17 protein-coding genes and 1 riboswitch are annotated in these 19,005 nt (G+C 37.6%); of the genes, 9 read left to right on the top strand and 8 right to left on the bottom strand.

The window, feature by feature from the left end; all coding sequences use genetic code 11:
* Positions 1-185 precede the first annotated feature (185 nt).
* On the top strand, positions 186-3,164 hold the full coding sequence (locus I6E70_RS15195) for a DUF3857 domain-containing transglutaminase family protein (protein ID WP_197189048.1): 2,979 nt from the start codon (positions 186-188) through the stop codon (positions 3,162-3,164).
* A 657-nt stretch (positions 3,165-3,821) separates the two neighbouring features.
* On the opposite strand, the gene ylqF is transcribed toward I6E70_RS15195, so the two are convergent.
* On the bottom strand, positions 3,822-4,766 hold the full coding sequence (ylqF, locus tag I6E70_RS15190; protein ID WP_197189047.1) for a ribosome biogenesis GTPase YlqF: 945 nt from the start codon (positions 4,764-4,766) through the stop codon (positions 3,822-3,824).
* 91 nt (positions 4,767-4,857) lie between these two features.
* On the opposite strand from ylqF, the gene I6E70_RS15185 reads away from it, so the two are divergent.
* Together I6E70_RS15185 and I6E70_RS15180 are read left to right on the top strand one after the other, a co-directional pair.
* A complete protein-coding gene (locus I6E70_RS15185; protein WP_024589486.1) occupies positions 4,858-5,394 on the top strand; it encodes a YaeQ family protein in 537 nt (178 codons plus the stop codon).
* Positions 5,395-5,577: 183 nt separating this feature from the next.
* Positions 5,578-6,183, top strand: coding sequence for an alpha/beta fold hydrolase (locus I6E70_RS15180; protein ID WP_197184363.1), 606 nt, complete (start codon positions 5,578-5,580; stop codon positions 6,181-6,183).
* Here I6E70_RS15180 and I6E70_RS15175 read toward each other — a convergent pair.
* Positions 6,180-6,389: a hypothetical protein gene (locus I6E70_RS15175; protein WP_007579816.1), complete on the bottom strand. Its 210-nt coding sequence runs from the start codon at positions 6,387-6,389 to the stop codon at positions 6,180-6,182. The two genes, I6E70_RS15180 and I6E70_RS15175, sit on opposite strands and share 4 nt — an antisense overlap.
* 335 nt (positions 6,390-6,724) lie before the next feature.
* On the opposite strand from I6E70_RS15175, the gene I6E70_RS15170 reads away from it, so the two are divergent.
* Entirely contained in the window at positions 6,725-7,198 is a 474-nt protein-coding gene (locus tag I6E70_RS15170; RefSeq protein WP_165726624.1) for a Dps family protein, read from the top strand.
* Between the two features lie 283 nt (positions 7,199-7,481).
* Here the strand turns inward: I6E70_RS15170 and I6E70_RS15165 are convergent, their stop codons facing one another.
* Positions 7,482-10,424 (bottom strand): TonB-dependent receptor domain-containing protein, encoded by a 2,943-nt coding sequence (locus I6E70_RS15165; RefSeq protein WP_007579812.1) that lies wholly within the window; start codon positions 10,422-10,424, stop codon positions 7,482-7,484.
* Between the two features lie 238 nt (positions 10,425-10,662).
* Between I6E70_RS15165 and I6E70_RS15160 the strand changes: the two genes are divergently transcribed.
* Positions 10,663-11,415, top strand: coding sequence for a LytR/AlgR family response regulator transcription factor (locus I6E70_RS15160; protein WP_010554851.1), 753 nt, complete (start codon positions 10,663-10,665; stop codon positions 11,413-11,415).
* A 22-nt stretch (positions 11,416-11,437) separates the two neighbouring features.
* Here the strand turns inward: I6E70_RS15160 and I6E70_RS15155 are convergent, their stop codons facing one another.
* From I6E70_RS15155 to I6E70_RS15140, 4 genes are all read right to left on the bottom strand, one after another.
* Entirely contained in the window at positions 11,438-11,836 is a 399-nt protein-coding gene (locus tag I6E70_RS15155; protein WP_197189046.1) for a hypothetical protein, read from the bottom strand.
* A 60-nt stretch (positions 11,837-11,896) separates the two neighbouring features.
* On the bottom strand, positions 11,897-13,972 hold the full coding sequence (locus I6E70_RS15150) for a S9 family peptidase (protein ID WP_197189045.1): 2,076 nt from the start codon (positions 13,970-13,972) through the stop codon (positions 11,897-11,899).
* 142 nt (positions 13,973-14,114) lie between these two features.
* Positions 14,115-14,678, bottom strand: coding sequence for a hypothetical protein (locus I6E70_RS15145; protein ID WP_010554848.1), 564 nt, complete (start codon positions 14,676-14,678; stop codon positions 14,115-14,117).
* Between the two features lie 96 nt (positions 14,679-14,774).
* A riboswitch (cyclic di-GMP riboswitch) is annotated at positions 14,775-14,863 on the bottom strand.
* 88 nt (positions 14,864-14,951) lie between these two features.
* Entirely contained in the window at positions 14,952-15,608 is a 657-nt protein-coding gene (locus tag I6E70_RS15140) for a cytochrome b/b6 domain-containing protein (RefSeq protein WP_197189044.1), read from the bottom strand.
* A 107-nt stretch (positions 15,609-15,715) separates the two neighbouring features.
* Between I6E70_RS15140 and I6E70_RS15135 the strand changes: the two genes are divergently transcribed.
* From I6E70_RS15135 to I6E70_RS15125, 3 genes are all read left to right on the top strand, one after another.
* Positions 15,716-16,420, top strand: a complete 705-nt coding sequence (locus I6E70_RS15135; protein ID WP_165726621.1) for an AzlC family ABC transporter permease — start codon at positions 15,716-15,718, stop codon at positions 16,418-16,420.
* Positions 16,417-16,716, top strand: coding sequence for an AzlD domain-containing protein (locus tag I6E70_RS15130; RefSeq protein WP_004335020.1), 300 nt, complete (start codon positions 16,417-16,419; stop codon positions 16,714-16,716). The genes I6E70_RS15135 and I6E70_RS15130 overlap by 4 nt, the downstream gene beginning before the upstream one ends.
* A 73-nt stretch (positions 16,717-16,789) precedes the next feature.
* Positions 16,790-17,287: a glutathione peroxidase gene (locus I6E70_RS15125; RefSeq protein ID WP_197119981.1), complete on the top strand. Its 498-nt coding sequence runs from the start codon at positions 16,790-16,792 to the stop codon at positions 17,285-17,287.
* Positions 17,288-17,405: 118 nt separating this feature from the next.
* Here I6E70_RS15125 and I6E70_RS15120 read toward each other — a convergent pair whose 3' ends face one another.
* Positions 17,406-17,591: a PA3496 family putative envelope integrity protein gene (locus I6E70_RS15120; RefSeq protein WP_007579801.1), complete on the bottom strand. Its 186-nt coding sequence runs from the start codon at positions 17,589-17,591 to the stop codon at positions 17,406-17,408.
* 388 nt (positions 17,592-17,979) lie between these two features.
* Here I6E70_RS15120 and I6E70_RS15115 point away from each other — a divergent pair, with 388 nt between their 5' ends.
* Positions 17,980-18,774 carry a YggN family protein gene (locus tag I6E70_RS15115; RefSeq protein WP_197189043.1) on the top strand — a complete coding sequence of 265 codons (795 nt, stop codon included), beginning with the start codon at positions 17,980-17,982 and terminating at the stop codon, positions 18,772-18,774.
* Positions 18,775-19,005 lie beyond the last annotated feature (231 nt).

Genomic DNA, 19,005 nt, shown 5'->3' with positions numbered 1-19,005 from the left:
GCTTTCATTGTATTTATAACCTATGCATATAAATAATAAGCTAAATTGAGCTGAACTTATTCATTATCATAATTATAGATATAAATATGTGGATGGATTCTATTAACATCTCATTGTCAAAAAAGCCTAAATTTGGTACATTATTCCTTCAATAGTATTTATAAAAACAACTATAAGACCCTACAATGAAATGGAACTTCCTTCGACTCAGCTCTTGGCTAATTGCACTTACCTTATTAATTTTCTCTCATAGTATTTTTGCGCAGCAATATAAAATAGATAAACCAGCTAATTGGGTTAATACACATATTATTGAGCAACCCAAGCATTCCGACATAACCAAAGTACGTGACGGCACACTTTATTTGTTACTCGATAACCAATCCTATATACCGAGCAGACAAAAACAGCAACGCTATACGCGTTTGGTTATGAAAGCTTTAAATCAAAGTGGTGTTGATTATATAAGCCAGCTTAATCTTGATTTTGATCCAAGTTACGAGTCGCTAACACTAAATAGCTTAACGATTATTAGAAATAATGAGCGCATTGATAAGCTTGGTAGCGCGAGAATGACGGTTATACAGGGTGAATCTGAATTAGCTGATCGTATTTATAATGGTAGCTTATCACTCAATATTATTATTGATGATATGCGCAGTGGCGACATACTCGATTACAGCTACACAGTGACAGGTAGCAACCCTATATATGCTAATAAATTTAGTACAAGACGCACGCTTAACTGGTCGGTACCTGTAGTGCAACAAAATATGCGTGTACTTTGGGGTAAACAAACACCTCTACATATAAATACAATAAACGGCGCAGCTGATATTCAAGAAACGCTTAACAAATATGGCAAAGATTATTCTATAACTCTTTTTGAAGAACCCTTACTCGAGCAAAATTCTCAAACCCCAACGTGGTACGACCCGTATACACAAGTTTACTTTTCTGAGTTTGACGATTGGGGTCAGGTAGTTAACTGGGCATATCCACTTTATCAATCAGCCATAGAAACCCCAAACAGCATTTTGGATGTAGCTGAAGAAATAAAAGCAAAACACACAAAAACATCAGACAAAATTGCAGCAGCACTGCGCTTTAGCCAAGACGAAGTTCGATATTTAGGGCTCGAAATGGGCACTAACTCGCATCAACCAACGTCAGCTTCAGAAACGCTTTCGCTACGATATGGCGATTGCAAAGATAAAACAGTACTGCTTATCTCGTTATTAAAAGCGATGGATATAGAGGCCTTCCCTGCGCTAGTTGATACAGAGGAAACCAAACGTTTAAAAGAACTTCCACCTTCTGCAAGTGTATTTAATCACGTAATTGTTACGCTTAAACAAAACGGAAAACGCTACTGGCTCGATCCTACGGTTAGTTACCAACGAGGTACTCTCGAATATTTAGCACAGCCTGATTATGGCTATGCACTTATTATTGATAAAGATGAAACCACTTTAACTTCAATGGCGCAAAAACCTGTACATACAAATGTATCTGTAGAAGATAACTTTTTTATTGCTGAAAAAGTATCTGAGCCATCACGTTTTGAAACCCAGTACACTTATGCTGAATTTGAAGCTATTAACCGAAGAAGCAATATAGCCAGCAGTGGTCTAAATAGCGTTGCTAAATCTTATTTCGAGTATTACCAAGGCTTTTTAAATGGTCTATCAATCAATGAAGCAATGACTATTAGTGAACAAGAACAAACGGGTAAACTAATAACCAAAGAATCGTATTTAATTAGTGAATTTTGGGAAAAAACAGACGAAGGCTACGAAGCTAGTTTTTACGCGAATGAAATACAAAATAGCGTTTACGAACCAAAGCAGGTAAATCGCACCGACCCACTCTACTTTGGCTACCCCAATATAATTAACACCACAATAAAACTACATTTTGCAGAAAAAGGTTGGGGATTTGATAGCGATCAACAAGAAATTGATAACGACTACTTCAATCTAAAAACAACTACTGAATTTAATGATAACGTTTTAACACTGAGTTATGACTATTACGCAAAACAAGATCATATTAAAGCCGCTCAAATAGATGATTATTTAGCACAGCGTAAAAAGTTAATATCAGCAACCCATTACCCTATTCTAAAATACGCGGAAACGACCGAAACACCTCAAACAACAGCTGATGTGCTAGATAGCTTTGGTTATAGCTGGCTTAAATATGTGTTGGCTGGCTATATTTTAGTACTCATATTCTTTTTCGCCGATTGGCGATTAGAGTCAGCAAAAAAAGTAAAATTTGAAGACAGTCCATTTTATGCAGTATCTGTAAGTAAGTTCATTATTTACAGTATTTTAAGTTTAGGCATATTTGTTAATTATTGGAGTTATCGTAACTTTAAAGCCATTAAAGAGCGCGATAACTCAAGTATTATGCCTATTGCTCGAGGTATATTTGCGTTTTTATGGTATTACCCTTTGTATCTCGCACTTGCAGAGCACAGCCAACAACAGTTAAACAAAAATAGAGTAATGCCTAACTGGACTGCCTTAACACTCTGGCTAATAGTACTCGCCAGCGCCTTTGCTTATCAAATGGACGAATACGCAACCATAGTGATTTGTATAATGCCATTTTTATGGTTGCCTCTAGCTAGTTACATTGAACAAACCGATATAAGTAAAGAAGCCCTACATTACAACTCGTACTGGCGAATTAGACAGTATTTAATCTCGCTTGCGTTTGCACCTCTATTATTTTTAGGCGTACTTCAAGAAGTAAATATTTTACCCAATGCCGCAATTATAAAAGGCGATAGTTTATGGTCTTACCAAGTACACTTTTTAAAACGTAATCGCCTAACACCTGAAAACGAAGAAATACTTTATTTTTATAGCGATGCAGTATTTGATTACCGAGAAGACGGCAACGGAATAACCGAGAACTATATTTTTAGTTACTACAAAAACGATGACGGCAGGCTTGAATCGGATCTTAGTCACTTTAAAGACATAGAAAAAATAGAAACCACCTACGGTAAAACCAAACTTGATAACACAAGCATTAAAGTAATAAAAACTGACGGTAGTGATTTCTTGCTCATTGTAGGGCGTCTAAACAAGCAGGATAAAGTACTAGTGGAGCAGATTAATTTACGTATAACAGCAAATAAAGTGCGTTAGTGGCTAAAAATATCCAATTAAGTACGAATATTTTTAGCCACTAATTAAAGACTATTGATCTTTGGGGGCTAAGATTTTATAAGAGACTATTTGATTTGATATCAAAGCAGTCGCTGTCTTGGAAGGCGATAAAATCATTCCTAGCTTGAATTTATTTTAACTTCGAAAGATTAATACTTTTATAATAAAAATTCATATCAAATTATTCAATAAGCATTAAACATCTATTCTTAATTGTTTAACCAAGATAAGCATTTTTATGAAATGGCAGTGCTAACTAGCCGATTTATATATGAATAAAAAACAAGCGCCACAATAATAAGAATTATTTGCATTTAGGTGTTGACAGATAGTTAGATCTAACTGATAATCAATATCAACAAGACGGATTGCATACCACTTGTTAAGGAATGAATTGATTTGTTTCTCGACCCTGAAACAACGTGTGGCGCACGTAAACAGCTATGGTTACTTGTTATGAACCGCAACGCCCCTTGATGTTGATGATGAGTAACCGCCCTACTATTTTACTTGCTACATTGCTCATATCGGTGACGGTAGATATGAAACTAAAAAAGCCCTTACGGGCTTTTTTTATGTCTGTAATTTAGTAAAACTAAATCACTTTAATTAAATAACCTGAACTCTGGTTAAATATTAACGACGGTTTTTACGAGCTCGCGCTCGGCGTTGAAGCTTTTCTTCTTCTTTAGCTGCTTTTTTAGCTTCTGCAGCGGCGCGTAAACCAGCAACCATTACTTCTTCTTCCTCACGCATTTGCGGAGTTTCCATAGTAATACGGCCAATAATACCGTCGCGTAATTCGTTGATTAGTATTTCAGACATTTTATACGTGTCTATTTGGTTACCACCACGAATACAGCCGCGTTTTTTACCCGCCATTTCAACAAATTCCCAATCACTTTCTGGTAATTCGTCTATTTTATAACGCGTTTTTAAAAGCTCAGGGTATGCACGCAATAAGTACTCAGCGGTGTAACTTGCTACTTCTTCATACTCAAGCGCCGTATCACGAATGGCACCGGTAGCGCCTAAACGATAACCTGAGTTTTCATTCTCTACTTTTGGCCACAACATACCTGGCGTATCGTAAAGCATAATACCGTCTTCAAGCTTAATGCGTTGTTGTGCTTTGGTTACCGCAGGTTCATTACCTGTTTTTGCAACTATGCGTCCAGCCAGTACATTAATTAACGTAGATTTACCCACGTTAGGAATACCCATTATCATGGCTTTAATTTGCTTATCTGCACCCACTTTATGCGGCACTAACTTTTTACAAAGCTCATTTATACGACTTACTTCAGCGGCTTTATCATGTCCAAAAGAAATCGCTTTAACACCGTTTTCTTGCTCAAAATAATCTTTCCAGATTTGAGTCATTTTAGGATCAGCTAAATCAGCTTTGTTCAAAATTTTGATGACCGGCTTACCTTCACGCAAGGTTGCCACCATCGGGTTTTCACTACTGTAGGGAATGCGCGCATCAAGCACTTCAATGATCACATCCATTTGTGGCATTATTTCTTTAATTTCATTGCGGGCTTTATTCATATGCCCAGGGAACCACTGGATAGCCATTTTTAACTCCTAACGTATAATTAACTGCTATTTTAACTGGCAATTCATTTAATTGCGCTATACTGACGCAAATTTTTTCAGATTAGTTGTTATGGCTCTTAAATCCACCATTATGAAAGTGCAGTTATCGCTTAGCGATATGGACCGCCACGTTTATCAAGATTTTAATTTAACCTTGGCTCAACACCCTTCAGAAACAGATCAGCGGTTGATGATTCGCTTACTCGCTTTTGCGCTAAATAGCTGTGATGGTTTAGAATTTACTAAAGGATTAAGCGCTGATGATGAACCTGAACTTTGGCATGTAAGCTATAGTGAAGAAATAGAACTATGGATTGAACTTGGCTTACCAGATGAAAAACGCCTTAAAAAAGCCTGTAATAAATCTAAAAAAGTGGTGCTATATACTTACGGTGAAAACAATCAAGCAATTTGGTGGCAAAAACACCAACCTAAATTGTATGAATTTAAAAATCTAAGTATTTTTAGCCTTGATTATGCAGCAACACAAGCACTTGCTGCTTTGGTTGATCGTGGAATTAAGCTCGCCATTACCATTCAAGATGGTGAAGTATGGGTAAATACCGATACAACCAATATTGAAATAAAACCGCTGCAATTAATGTAATTACGGTAGTTATACCAATTGCATTAAATTAATTATCTATTATAGCGACAAATAAATAAGTCGATAACAAGGCAAAAATTATGACATATAGTTGTTCTATATAAATAATTTTTAACGCAGGTAGCGGATTATTTAATACGCTAGAATGATCATGTTTTTAATAAAATTGGTATTAGGGAGCATATGAAAGTTAAACACGTTATTGTTTTACATGGCTTGTATATGTCTGGCTTTGTTATGCGCCCACTTTGTTCACGACTTGAAGAATCGGGTATGACGGTATTAAACATTACCTATAATACGCTCGACCCTCACCGCGACACCATATTTGCACAAATTGATGAGTGTATTTCTAACGAACCTGCAGCGCTTGTATGCCACTCAATGGGAGGGCTTATTGCACGTGCTTACCTAGAGGCAAACTCTCCTGCTAGCCAGCATGTAACTAAGGTAATTACACTGGGTACTCCACATAAAGGCAGCCATATAGCGCAAAAAATGAAACAAAAAGGGTTTGAATCTTTTTTAAAAAATAGTGTTGAATTTTTGCTTACACAGAACGGTAATTGGCCATTTAAAGCTAAGCTCTACAGCATTGCAGGTGACTTACCCATTGGTTTAATGCCCCTTATAGTTAAAGGTAGTAAATCAGATGGCACTGTATTGCTTGATGAAACCAAGCTTAAAGGTATGGCCGAACATAAAGTGTTTCATTTAAGCCATACCAGTATGATTTACTCGCGCCAAGTACTCGATTACATTTTAAAGTGCTTAAACGAGAAAGATTAATCCTCAGCATTGGCTGCTATTTTATAACTAATTAAAAATACCACTGCCAATATAAGCGGAATCGGCGCTGCAATGTAGCCAAAAAAATCTGAGTTCGCAAAGCTTGCACCCGCTAAGTGCGCTACTAACCCAAGTACAAATGCGATGACTGCAATTCCTACCACTATTAACTCTGCTTTATTTTGTTTCGCTGTTTTTGCATGCATGTTATCTCTCCTAATTATTTCGACAACATTATTATGCGCCGTTAGGGTGGATGATTTTTGACCTGCATCAATAAAAAAATAGCTAAGTTATTACCTTGAATAAAGTTTGTTTTAGATCATGATTTATATACTTTTGAGGTTTATTTACTTTTGAGGGGTAGTATTTTTATTAATCAGACCCACTTCTATTAATAGTCTAAAGTGAATATAGGTATCAAAAACAGCTAATAGGTTAAAACTATTAACTAGATACATTTAAACGATTTTACTAATTTATCGAAATTAGTAATACTTATCACAAGTTCACAAATCAACGGTTATTCAAGGAGCAAGTTATGTCACATGTAAACGCAATTGGTCTAAACAGCGCAAAAAGCGAAGACATCATAAAGTCACTCAATACATTATTGAGTAGCTACCAGATTCAATACATGAACGCGCGTGGTTTTCACTGGAATATTAAAGGCCGTAACTTTTTTGAACTACACGTTAAGTTTGAAGAAATTTATAACTTACTACTTCTTAAAGTAGATGAAGTTGCAGAACGTATTTTAACGTTAGATGGCGCACCACTACATGCATTTTCTGATTACCTTGAAGTAAGTAAAATTAAAGAAGCTAAAGGTATTAGTGATGGTGTTACAGCTGTAGAGAATCTACTTGCTGGTTACAGTACATTAATTCACATGCAGCGTGATATTTTAACCCAAGCTGGTGATGCAGACGATGAAGGTACAGCCTCACTAATGAGCGATTACATCTCAGAGCAAGAAAAATTGGTTTGGATGCTAAAGGCTTACTTAGACTAAACTAGCAAAAAAAAGCCCTCAATGAAGAGGGCCACAAATAGGGATAAATCGTTAAATAATCAAGCGATTCGGTTACTATATTAGTCTCCTCCCAATACTAAACAACGCCCCTGTTACCAGTGGCGTTGTTTTTGGTTTAAGTGGGCACAATGCTCATATATTGGGATAAACAATGTATAAGCATTACTGCTCTTATTATTTTTTCCAATAAAAAAGCCCCAGCGATACTGAGGCTTTGTGAACGTAACTAATTAAGTAACTATATTAGTGTCGTTATTGTTGGTTAGAATTTACTTCTAAAACCTATGTAGAATGATTGACCAATTGGGTCGTACGTACCAGCATCAGTTTCAGTACCAGTACTTGAACCGCTCACACCCGATAAAATGCGTGGTGGCTCTTTATCAAATAAGTTACTTGCACCAGCGTAAAGCTCTGTTGAATCGCTGATATGGTAACTTGCTTGAACATCATGATACGTTACTGAACCAATCCCTACTCCACCTGGAGCAATACCAAAACCACTTAAGAATTGATCATCAAAGTCTGCAGCGCCAATGTAAGTTAAGCTCCAGTTAAAATCAAAGTCGTTAAGTTTATAACCAAAGTTCCAGTTAGCTTTATGCTCTGATGCACCAATTTCTCCAGCAAACTCATCTTTATCAGCGCCTGGAAGTGGAATGCTATAACCATCGATTAGGTAAGTATAAGCAAGGCGAGTTCTAAACGCACCAGGACCAATATCAGCAGAGTACGTTAGTGTTAAATCAACACCTTCTGTACCTAAGCCACCACTGTTAGATACACCACTGTCGATAAATTCTAGTGAACCAGCACTATTATTACCTGATGGCGCACTACGACGAGTTACAAAGTCACAAAAGCTTGTATCGCCGCCGCCATAACATTGATCAAGAATAAACTGACGAGGTGTTGATACGATTGCATCTGTAATTTCGATATCAAAGTAATCAAGCGTAATATCTAGTCCTGATATTAGGTTTTCTGGTGTAAATACTAAACCTACTGTTACAGAGTCACCAACTTCTTCTTTTAAATCTTGGTTACCACGGTTAAAGCCACTAATGCCTTGTAAGTCAGACTGGTTAAGCGTGAACTCACCATTTGAAGCGATATTAGTTGTAACACCACCATCTGTTCTACAAGCATCGCCAGCAGCACCACCACCACTATTAGTAACACCTAAACATGGATCGTTTAAACCACTTGGGAAAGTTTGTGAAGGCGGAGAAAATAGTTCATCGATATTTGGAGCCCGTGTTGAACGAGCACGAGTAGCACGTAAACGTAAGCTATCCATTACTTCCCAATCAACACCCACATTCCAACTTTCAGTGCTACCTACAGTTGAATAATCAGATAAACGAACTGCTGCATTCATCGTTACAGAATCAAGCACTGGGATATTTGCTTCTACATAATACTCAGTTACATCAAACGAGCCTTCTGTTGCTGGGATTGCATTACCCGCATTAAGACCTGCTTGCTGTAGTGCATCAAATTCACTGCGTGAAAATTCTTCGCGGTATTCAAAACCAGCTGCAATACCTACCGTACCTGCTGGTAAATCAAATAAATCACCTGAAATATTACCACCAATGATTTCTTGCTCAACCGACGTTGAAAGCGAACTAGGTGCACTTACAAAATCAATAGCACCTTGCGATAACGAATTAAAACCATAAATGTCTACTGGTGCACAATTAAAGCCACGTGCTGTCGCATCGATACAGATAGCCTCATCAGTAATACCATCACCATCTAAATCTTGGCTATCGATCACAGCTTCTAAACCTTGACGGAAGCTTTGTACATTAACTAGACCGCCTGAAACTTGTTGCTCTTTTGTTTTACCGTATACATAGTAAGTATCGTAAAACCAACCATCGGCTATTTCACCTTGAAAACCAAGTGCTAAACGGAATGTATCACGCTCTGCTCGTGCTCCACGATTACCGATATCACTTAAACGTTTTGCAAAGAAGATATCTCGTGCGCCATCACCGTCGGTATCGGTTGCTGCGTTATATATATCGTCTGGAACAAACGCGTTACGTAGAAGCTCACCGTTTACATTAAATTCAATTGGTACCTGGCCATTTGCATAAATGTCGTCAGAGGCAAAAGGAAATGGCTCTAATTCAGAAACGGTTGTTGTTGCAGCGTAAGTGCCTTCATAAAAAAAGCTATGCTTGTCGCTTAACTCGTAGCTACCATTTGAGGCAAATAAGTAACGTTCTGTAGGTATTGCTATTGTACGTACACCGCTTCGGTTAAAACCATTTGCAGCTACGCCATCGCCGCCATTAGTACTAAATGAGTTTTGTAGGTTATTTGCATCATTAAACGTAAATGTTTCATCCCCAGCGCTAAAACGACCTTGTGGTGGAAATGAAGATAAAAACGGGCTTACTGCATCAAATACAGAACCTGGATTTGCTACTGGATCATCTTCGAAGAAAATACCTGAAAATTGGTCTACCGCTGAGCGATCACGGTCACGTGAGAAAACAGCGCCTTGATCAGAGTAACCAAGGTGAAACATTGCGTGTCCTTTACCATCTGAGCTTGATAAGCCTGAGGTAAAGTTAAATTGGCGTGACTCATCATCACCTTCACTCGATTCACCGTACTGACCATCAAACTCAACGCCTTCAAAGTCATCTTTTAGTACAAAGTTAACTACACCAGCAACAGCGTCAGAGCCATAAACAGATGAAGCACCACCTGTCATAATTTCAACACGTTCAATAAATTGGCTCGGAATAGTGTTTAAATCGACAGCAGAGCTACCTGGTACACCTGATACATAACGACGACCGTTAACTAATACCAATGTACGGTTAGAACCTAAATTACGTAAATCTACAGTCGCAACACCTGCACTCGCTGTACTAAAGTTTGAGTTAGTACGACTGATTGCCGGTGAACCAAATGCTGGATTATCTAGTAGTAAATCTTGAATATTTAATGAACCAGATGCGTCGATTGCTGTGCTATCTACAACTTGAATAGGCGCTGATGACATCGCCTCAGCTGAACGAATGCGAGAGCCTGTAACTTGTACACGTTCTATTTTAGTAATTTCGTCATCTTCTGCAGCCACACCTTGAAATGAAATGCTTGCAAGTATCGCGCTGCTTAGCGCAACTGTTAACGACGATTTTTTAAATAATCGTGCGCTACCTTTGTTAGTTAATGTCATATAATTCCCCTGAATTGTTATTTTTGTAACTAAATAGTTACTTCGCGGATTACAGTAAGGGGATTTATTTAAACACTCTACGTACGTTATTTATTAGGCGTAATCTTTGGTATGAATAGCTAGTTTTATGGGACGAATTAGTACGTCACAATTATTTTATAAATATATTGTACTTTTCATAACAGTTTTTCCGCTAAGCACGGTCTTTATTATTATATACAGCAAGAGATATAAAATAATGGTCGCTTCTTTTCATGCATTAACTTTTGTTAGTAACACTAAGTTTGCAACATTTTTAACAAAGCGCGTGCAAGAGCACCGACACTTTGAATCTCAATCTTTTATTCAGGCAAACAGATTAGATCAGATAGATACAGATCAATACAACGTACTTTTTTACGAACTAACTAATCTGGCTGACCCTATGCAAATAGTGCATTTAACAGAGCTAGCTAAAAAGCTTAAGTTAGTCATTATTGCCCAGTCGGGTCATTTTGCGAGTTTTGCTTTTGAAGTTGGCGCTGTTGATTTTTTAATTGTAGATTCAACTGCACCACGTATTGATAAATGCTTTGATAAACTGATTCACCTTTGCCCGATTGCAAGCGCGGCCGAACGTCAATATCAACAAAGCACACAAACCGAAAAACCATCATCACATATCGTAGTTAAAGATGTAGGTAAGGTAAGGCTAATTGATATAAAAGATATTATTTGGATTAATGGTGCGGGCAATTATGTAGAGCTGCATTTTACCCAAGGTAGTACACCGGTATTACACCGCGAAACCATGAAAAATATTGAACGGCAGCTAGAGCCAGAAGGGTTTATTCGTATTCATCGCTCAACGCTGGTAAGAAAACAAGCTATCTGTGAACTGATGCCTACTGACAGTGGCGATTATAAAGTAAGACTTAAAAACGATATGTGCTTAAACCTTTCAAGGCGCTATAAAGGGTGTTTAGAGAGCATTATAAGCCCTCTTCAGTAGCGGTTTATAATACTCATATTAATTACCAGTTCTGTTTTATATAACTATCACTTGGATGCACTAATGAATAGCTTTCGGTATCTTTATAAAAATTAACTTCTACATCGCTATTTTTCCATACTTTTTCAAACATGTTTTTAGCTATGATATTAATGTTTATATAGTCAACTCGTTGATAGCCACGTTCTTTTACACCCGCAAAATAGGCCTCTAACGAATCAAGACTATCTAAAGTTAACAGTTCAAACTCTTTTAAGTTAACAATCACAAACTTAATTGTATTTTCAGGGTGAGTGCTCAATTCTTGAATAACACCATTAGTTAATGATGTTATTCCTTCATTGTTAAAGCTCCCCTTCAATTTTAAATACATATGAGGGGGCTGTGAACAAATCTGAAATTCGCCATGTGCTCCAAACATAAATTACCTTATATATATCAACTTCTATATATAGAGTAATACAATTTTCCGATTTTGCAGTTAATTTAACAGCGCAATAAAAAAGGCCATTTCGAGGGCTTTTTCTTCTAAGCTTTTAAAACGACCTGATGCACCGCCATGACCTGCATCCATATCGGTTTTAAATACTAAAATATTACTGTCTGTTTTAAGTTCACGCATTTTTGCAACCCACTTCATAGGCTCCCAATACTGTACTTGTGAGTCATGAAGACCGGTAGTAACGAGTATGTTCGGGTAGTTTTGTGCGCTAATATTGTCATAAGGCGAGTAAGCTTCTATCACATCATAAAATTGAGGCTCATTTGGATTACCCCATTCATCGTATTCATTTGTTGTGAGTGGAATACTTTCATCAAGCATTGTGGTTAATACGTCTAAGAATGGTACATGACAGCCAACACCGCAATATAACTCGGGTGCCTGGTTTACAACCGCCCCCATTAATAGGCCTCCGGCACTGCCACCTGAGGCAAACACCTTATTGCTATCACAATAACCTTGATCAACAAGCGCTTTTGTCACATCAATAAAGTCACTAAAGCTATTTTGTTTATGCTCTTTTTTACCTTGCTCATACCATTCGCGACCTAGCATTTCAGAGCCTCGAACATGCGCAATAACATAAATAAAGCCACGATCGAGCAAGCTCAGTGACGAACTAGAAAAACTAGGATCAATCGTATAGCCATAGGCGCCATAGCCGTATTGAAATAACGGATTTGTGCCATCTTTTTTAAAGCTGCCTTTTCGATAAACAACAGATACAGGTACTTTAACTCCGTCGCGAGCAGTTACCATTAATCGCTCCGACTGATAGTCATCGGCATTAAAACTACCGAGTACTTTTTGCTGTTTAAGTAGTGTTTTTTCGCCAGTTGCTAAATCAACATCATATAAAGAGCCTGGTGTTGTTAAACTTGAGTAATAAATACGCGCAGTGCGTGTGTCTGGCTCTGGGTTCATTGCTATTGCAGCATAATAACAAGGATCGGCAAACTCAAGTGCCATACGATCCCCTAGCCTATTAACAACTACGAATCGAGCTTGCCCTTGCTCGCGTTCACTCAATACTAAAAAGTCATTAAATAACTCTACACCTTCAAGCAGTACATTTTCTCTGTGAGCTGTATGCTCAAACCATTGTGTTTTATCAGCAATCGTTTCGTTTGTTGCTGTCATTAATCTAAAGTTTTTAGCTTGCCAGTTAGTCACAATATAAAATGTGTCACCTAGCTTATCTACGTCAAACTCGTGGCCATCTTCACGCGGCATTAATGCTTTAAATTCGTCAGTGGGCTTATTAGCATCAAGCACCCATGTATCGTTGGTCTCTGTCGATGCTAAATCAATAATAATTAAGCCTTCGTCGCGGCTTTTACCAAGCCCCATAAAAAAGCTGCTGTCTTGCTCTTCGTAAACCATTACATCTTGGCTTTGCTCGCTGCCAAGCTCATGCCTAAATACTTGGTATCCTAGTAGCGTTTTTAAATCTTTTTTTACATAAAAAACAGTTTTATTGTCGTTAGCCCAAACAACCTGCCCTTCTGTATTTTCAAGTACATCAGGTAGCATTTCACCGGTCGTTAAGCTTTTAAAGCGAACATTATAAATACGACGACCTTCAGTATCTTCAGAGTAAGCCATAAGCTGCTCGCATGGGCTTAGTGCGACTTCTCCTAGCTCAAAAAACTCAAACCCCTCAGCTAATATATTCACATCGAGTAAAAGCTCTTTATTATCAGCCCTTATGCTCGTGCTTCTATAATGGCGAGAGTACTCATCGTCACCACGAACTTCTGAGTGATACCAGTATTTCCCGTCTTTAACGGGTACCGAGTTATCGTCTTTTACAATGCGTGCTTTTAACTCTTCAAAAAGTGTATTTTGGAGTGGCTTCATTGCAGCTAACTGTTCATCGCTATATGCATTTTCAGCATGTAAATGTGCAAGTACTTGCTCATCCTGACGATCGTCATCACGCATCCAATAGTAATTATCAGTGCGTATTTTATTATGAGTACTTAATGTATGGGCTTGCTGTTTAGCAATCGGGAAATTAGGTAATAAACTTAAAGAGTAGTCAGGACGAGACACAACAAAACCAATTAAAAAAATAATGTGATTTGCAGTTTATCATAAAAATAAAAAAGCCCATCCAATAGTTGGATGGGCTAAAACGGTAAACGCTTCATTACTAAAACCGCTATACCTTTGGGAAGATAATTCACTAACAGCCTTATATTTGCTGCCAAGCCATAGCCCAGCTTTGTCCAACACCGGGCTCGAACATAAACTTTTTATCGTCACTCGCGCGGCAAAACTCATTAAATGGCCAAGGCCTACATTGATAAACATGCCCTGTTTTTGGCTGCAATACCTTTGTACCCGCATTATAGTTTTCACAATTTTCAGGGTACACGTAATCATAAGTATCAAGGTTATTAACAACACGCTCATCGCATTTTGCAATACAATGAAAATCGACATGCGCTTTACATATCCCACTGCTTTGCAAAGCAAAAATTTCATTGTTTCTATAGGCAACAATTAAACCTTGTTCGGTCATTTTACCTGCGCTAACAAGAGGTACATGCACGTTAATATGCTCGGCAACTAAACGTGGCCATGCGTGAGGCTCACCTTGTTCAAGCGAGGTGATTTTGTAATCAAATGATAAACTAACTAGCTCTCCTTGCATGTCATAAAAGGTTACACTCACCACATCGCCAATAAACAATTGGGTATGATGATTTAAGCAACCTATTGTTGACCACTTTCCACAGGCCAACGACGTATGCATAAACACGGCAACACCTTAAGAGTTACAAAATCTTATCCATACACTATGGATACACAAAAAATACACTGAGGGCAAGTGATACATAACAACACGTTATGCAGTAGTCCCGCTACCATAGCTTTATAAAAAGCCTTAGACCGGAAACTTTGCGCCCTAATCTTTCGATTAGTTTGCCAGCAATGCGGCGATTATAATTCGGCCCCGCATAACAATCAAACAAAAGAATGTAACCAAAAACAAAAACCAACCCTTTAGGGTTGGTTTAGTGTGTTTTTAACTAAATAAATAAGTTAAAGGTTCTTTTGCCCACGTAAATATCAGCAGCACCAATAAAGATATAAATATTAGCCACGCAGGCCAAGACGCTTTTGTTACTTTAGCCTCAGAGCCATCCGCTTTTAACTCTTTTGAGCCTGTGATCATCGCCTTAACTAGCGGCTTACCTTTTATTCTATAAACAATAATAGCTAATACATGTAGACCAATAGCATAAAGTAAAATGTCAAAATTCAGCTCATGTAGCCAATTTGCAAAATCAATCGTATCGCTAGACACATATTGAGCAAGCGGGCCGTCAGTTAAAATGCCATCACTACTCATTAACCCGGTAATAAGCTGCGTAATTATAATTATAAAAAATACCATTACCATACAACTGCCAGGTGCTGAATGACCTAGCGAATCGCTTGGTGTCTTTAGTGCCTTTAAAATAGCACGAGGAGAGTGCAGCAACCCACTTAATCTCGCAGTTTTACTTCCGATAACGCCCCATATTAAACGCGTTACGATGAGTGCTAAAGTAAAGAACCCAGCAACAAAATGAAGCTCAATCATGCCCTCTTCAATACTAAAATAAAGCACCGCAATACTTACAACCAAAAACCAATGAAAGCATCTAATAAACCCATCCCACACTTTTAACGTCGTCATTGCGCCTATCCTTAAAAAAACAGTATTATCTAATTCGTTAACTACTTTAACATCATAATATTAAGGTATCCTTATGAGCCATTCTACAAGCCGTGCGAGTAAATATCATGCAACCAGTTAAAAAAGCTATTTTAAAAGGCTTTTTAGATATGCTACCACTGTGTTTAGCTGTTGTTCCTTGGGGCATTTTATGTGGTTCTTTAGCGATTCAAAATGGCTTTAGTGCACTAGAAACCCAAGCAATGTCGTTATTAGTCTTTGCAGGCTCTGCACAGCTTGTTGCGATTGAACTTATGGCGGGCAACACACCATTGCTTACAATTTTATTCACAACATTTATTATTAGCTCTCGGCACTTTTTATACGGTTTAGCTGTGCGTCATAAGGTAATTGACCAACCTATGCGTTGGCGCTTACCAGTAAGTTTTGTATTAACCGATGAGCTATTTGCATTTTCTCACCATAGAAAAGCGTACAGAACAAAAACACGTTTAATATACGCATTGAGCGCTGGTTTTAGCTTTTATATTGCATGGAATATTTGGACGTTAATTGGCATTGTAGCAGGCACAATGCTGCCCGATTTAACTAATTTAGGGCTCGACTTTGCCATTGCTGCCACGTTTATAGCTTTGGTTATTCCGGGCATTAAAAATTTGGCCTCACTCGTTACGGTAGTTGTAGCAGGCATTAGCGCAACGCTTTTAAAAAGCACAGGATTTGAGTTATGGCTTGTTTGCTCAGCGCTGCTGGCAATGGCCGCAGGTTACAGCACAGCAAGACTAGCCACTAAAAAGGAAGTAACGCCATGATGACGACTATTTTACTCATGGCGTGCATTACATTTTTTACGCGTTATTTGTTTTTACACCGTGCTTTGCCGTTTAAAGTAGGCCCTAAAATGCAGCAATTTTTAAGCTTTAGCGCACCAGCAGTGCTTACAGCAATTTGGGTGCCTATCGTGTTTTTGAATGAAGATGGCATTAACTTAAACTGGCAAAACCCTTATTTAAGCGCAGCAATAGTCGCCATTATTGTTGCCTACAAAACACATAATATTTATTACACTACGCTTGCCGGTATGGGGCTATTTCTAATTTTAAATTAGTGCGATCTTTATACTTTATGAAATACTGCACTCAGGTTAAAATGCGGCTAACAACAATAAAAAAGACGCCAATATGCACGAATTTCATCAATTAAGCGCAACAAGCTTACAGGGTCAACCTATCAACTTTAATGATTTTGAAGGTAAGGTTGTGCTTATTGTTAATACCGCAAGTAAATGTGGATTTACCTACCAGTACGAGTCACTGCAAGCTTTGCACAATAAGTATGCCAGCCAAGGTTTAGTTATTCTGGGATTTCCGTGCAATCAATTTGGTCAGCAAGAACCCGGCGACGCAACACAAATAGAGCAAGGGTGCTTAATTAATTTTGGTGTGAGCTTTTTAATGGCGGCCAAAGTAGATGTAAACGGTGAGCATGCACATCCTGTATTTCGTCACTTGAAATCGGCTTTACCTGGTTTTTTAACACGTAAAATAAAGTGGAATTTTACTAAATTTTTAATTGCCGCAGATGGTACACCAATTAAACGTTATGCACCTTTTATTAAACCCGAAAAGCTAGAACTTACAATTCAAAAAGCATTAGCACAGGCTAAAAGTACGCTTTAAAAAGTAATAAAGAGGCGCAAGGCCTCTTTATTGCCAATACTATTGAAACTTAAACATACGCATAACTGCACATTTAAACTCTCAATATTAATTGGTATTTTATTTATACTAGTGAAATTTAATCGGTGTAATCGCTTAAATCGTCTTCGCCTAGATTTTTACGCAAGCGCTTTTGCTCAAGGTAGTCTTCCAACTTCTTTTTAACCTTTTGCTTGTTCTTATCGTGTTGATTACGTCCGAGCATTTCGTACTCGTCTTCAACAAAATCGTCATCTAGCGCATCGTAACTAAATGTCTTACCCACAACCCACTCCATAAAGTGTTTGAGACCAACCAAGGATTTTATTATCGCAATAGCCGGTAAAATTAAAAATGTTTAATGCCAAAGTGCTCTGCAAATTAACATCAAAGTAAAGCCACGCGACTACTGTAAATAGTCTTCATGTCAGTAATGTGAATAAATAGCGCTAAATTTGAATTGAGGAAAGTGAGAGTTTTTTATCGTATCGATAAATAAAATTTATTAATTTTTATTAGTTAGCCAATTTGACTAAAAAATAGCTATTTATTAATTATTTTGACTTGCTAAAAAATAAAGAAAAACACTTAATCAATTGTTTTTTATGAAAAAATAAAACTGGCATCAAACTTGTTATTAATTAATCGTCATCAACAAAAAGTAGAGAATAAACATGAAAAAATTACTATTAGTTAGCGCATTAATTTGTACGCCAACCGCTATGGCTCATAACGACAACGATTCTGCAATTTCATTTAGTAACGATGAATGTAACGTCGAATTTAAAAACGATGTACGTATTAAACCAAACGAATTAGAAATTTTTACTGCCAATAATAAAACTATGCAATTTAATACCCATGGTGACTTAACCGTAAATGGCGAGCTTGTAGCGCTTAATAGCTCACAACGCGAAGCACTGAATAAGTACTCTGACAGCTTACGCACTCAATTACCTGAAGTAGCTAATATAGCGTTAGAGGGTGTTAAAATTGCCGGTGTAGCATTAGAAGAAGTAGGCAATGCATTTAATATTGACGGCCTTGATAATATGTCAGAGCTTATGGATGACATTAAAATCGAAGTAGAAAACACATTTTACCAACAAGGTACATTTGTAATGGGCCAACAAAGTTTTAATCAATTTGGCGAAAACTTTGAACAACAATTTGAGCAGCAGATAGAAACAGCGGTTGAATCAGCAGTGATGCAATCAATGGGCAGTATTTTAGTAGCTTTAGGTTCTGAGTTACTTGGTTCAGGCGGTGATATGGATGCCTTTGAACAACGTATGGAAAATATGGGTGCACAAATAGAAGAGAAAGTAGAGCTACATGCAAGCGCACTTGAAGAACGTGCTAACTCTTTATGTGGAAGCTTTGCTGATATAGCAAAACAAGAAGAGCAATTAGTAATGCAAGTGCCTGAGCTTGAAGGTTACCAGTTATTTAGCTTTAAACAAAATTAGTACAGCAAACATTATTTAACATCCCTTTGGCAGCACTTAAGTTTACTTAAATGCTGCTTTTTTGTGTTTCCCAAACTTATACCAACCTGCATAAATCTTTGATCAGTTTAACGAATTAAATTGCACTATAACTTCGTTAAAAATTTTTTATTTAGAACAACTAGATACAAAAACTTTTGCCTAGTTCTAGCGTAATTTTCTTAACGTTAAATAGACCCCATATATAAGCAG

The sequence above is a fragment of the Pseudoalteromonas sp. NGC95 genome (genome assembly GCF_015864705.1).
GTDB lineage: Bacteria > Pseudomonadota > Gammaproteobacteria > Enterobacterales > Alteromonadaceae > Pseudoalteromonas > Pseudoalteromonas arctica.
The sequence above is the reverse complement of the archived record's forward strand: the minus strand, read 5'-3'. Positions and strand labels throughout refer to the sequence as shown.